Annotated in this window: 6 tRNA genes; all 6 read left to right on the forward strand. The window is 54.9% G+C overall.

What is annotated here, in order from left to right:
* Window positions 1–50 precede the first annotated feature (50 nt).
* A tRNA-Arg gene (locus EUAN_RS12085) sits at window positions 51–127 on the forward strand.
* 17 nt (window positions 128–144) lie between these two features.
* Window positions 145–233: transfer RNA gene (locus EUAN_RS12090), tRNA-Ser, on the forward strand.
* A 2-nt stretch (window positions 234–235) separates the two neighbouring features.
* Window positions 236–327 (forward strand) — tRNA-Ser (locus EUAN_RS12095).
* A gap of 11 nt (window positions 328–338) precedes the next feature.
* Window positions 339–415, forward strand: a tRNA-Ile gene (locus tag EUAN_RS12100).
* 4 nt (window positions 416–419) lie between these two features.
* Window positions 420–494, forward strand: a tRNA-Trp gene (locus EUAN_RS12105).
* A gap of 20 nt (window positions 495–514) precedes the next feature.
* Window positions 515–591: transfer RNA gene (locus tag EUAN_RS12110), tRNA-Pro, on the forward strand.
* Window positions 592–641 lie beyond the last annotated feature (50 nt).

A 641-nucleotide genomic window follows, 5' to 3' on the forward strand; every position in this document is an offset into this window, starting at 1 on the left:
GCCTTCCAAGCCAGTTGCGAGGGTTCGATTCCCTTCACCCGCTCCAATAAGCGCCTGTAGCTCAGTAGGATAGAGCAACGGACTTCTAATCCGTGTGTCGGGAGTTCGAATCTTCCCAGGCGCGCCAAATACACAAAAGAATATGGAGAGGTACCGAAGTGGTCATAACGGGGCGGTCTTGAAAACCGTTAGGGTGCAAGCCCACGTGGGTTCGAATCCCACCCTCTCCGCCAATGGAGAAGTACTCAAGTGGCTGAAGAGGCTCCCCTGCTAAGGGAGTAGGTCCTGTCAAGGGGCGCGAGGGTTCAAATCCCTCCTTCTCCGCCACAAAAATGTTGGGGCCTTTAGCTCAGTTGGTTAGAGCGCCCGGCTCATAACCGGTAGGTCTGGGGTTCGAGTCCCTGAAGGCCCACCAACAAAGGGGTATAGTTCAGCGGTAGAACGTCGGTCTCCAAAACCGAATGTCGTGGGTTCAAATCCTGCTACCCCTGCCATTTAATAAAAAATTGTTTCTCGGGGTGTAGCGCAGTTTGGTAGCGCACATGGTTTGGGACCATGGGGCCGGGGGTTCGAGTCCCTCCACCCCGACCAAGTAATATTGGGCTTGTAGCTCAGGCGGTTAGAGCGCACGCCTGATAAGC

Source organism: Andreesenia angusta (assembly GCF_001855385.1).
In the GTDB taxonomy this organism is placed as follows: Bacteria; Bacillota; Clostridia; order Tissierellales; family Gottschalkiaceae; genus Andreesenia; species Andreesenia angusta.